Annotated in this window: 1 protein-coding gene; it reads right to left on the reverse strand. The window is 58.1% G+C overall.

The window, feature by feature from the left end:
* On the reverse strand, positions 1-222 hold a 222-nt coding region (nadA, locus tag HMPREF2608_RS06320), incomplete at both ends, for a quinolinate synthase NadA (RefSeq protein ID WP_168167208.1).

Genomic DNA, 222 nt, shown 5'->3' on the forward strand with positions numbered 1-222 from the left:
GAGCATACGCTGCAAAGGCAGTTTGGCGGCTTCGCCCAGCTTTCTGTCCAACAGAATTTCGTTGTGTCCGCTTGTCAGGGCGTATTTGATGCCGCCCAGCGAATTCATCGCCATCCACGGGCAGAACGCGCAGCTTTTGCAGCTTCCGCCGTTGCCTGCCGTCGGCGCGGCGATGAATTCTTTGTCGGGCGCCTGCTTTTGCATTTCGTGCAGGATGCCCAA

Origin of the sequence: Neisseria sp. HMSC064D07, from assembly GCF_001837185.1 — a bacterium.
Lineage (GTDB): Bacteria > Pseudomonadota > Gammaproteobacteria > Burkholderiales > Neisseriaceae > Neisseria > Neisseria flavescens_C.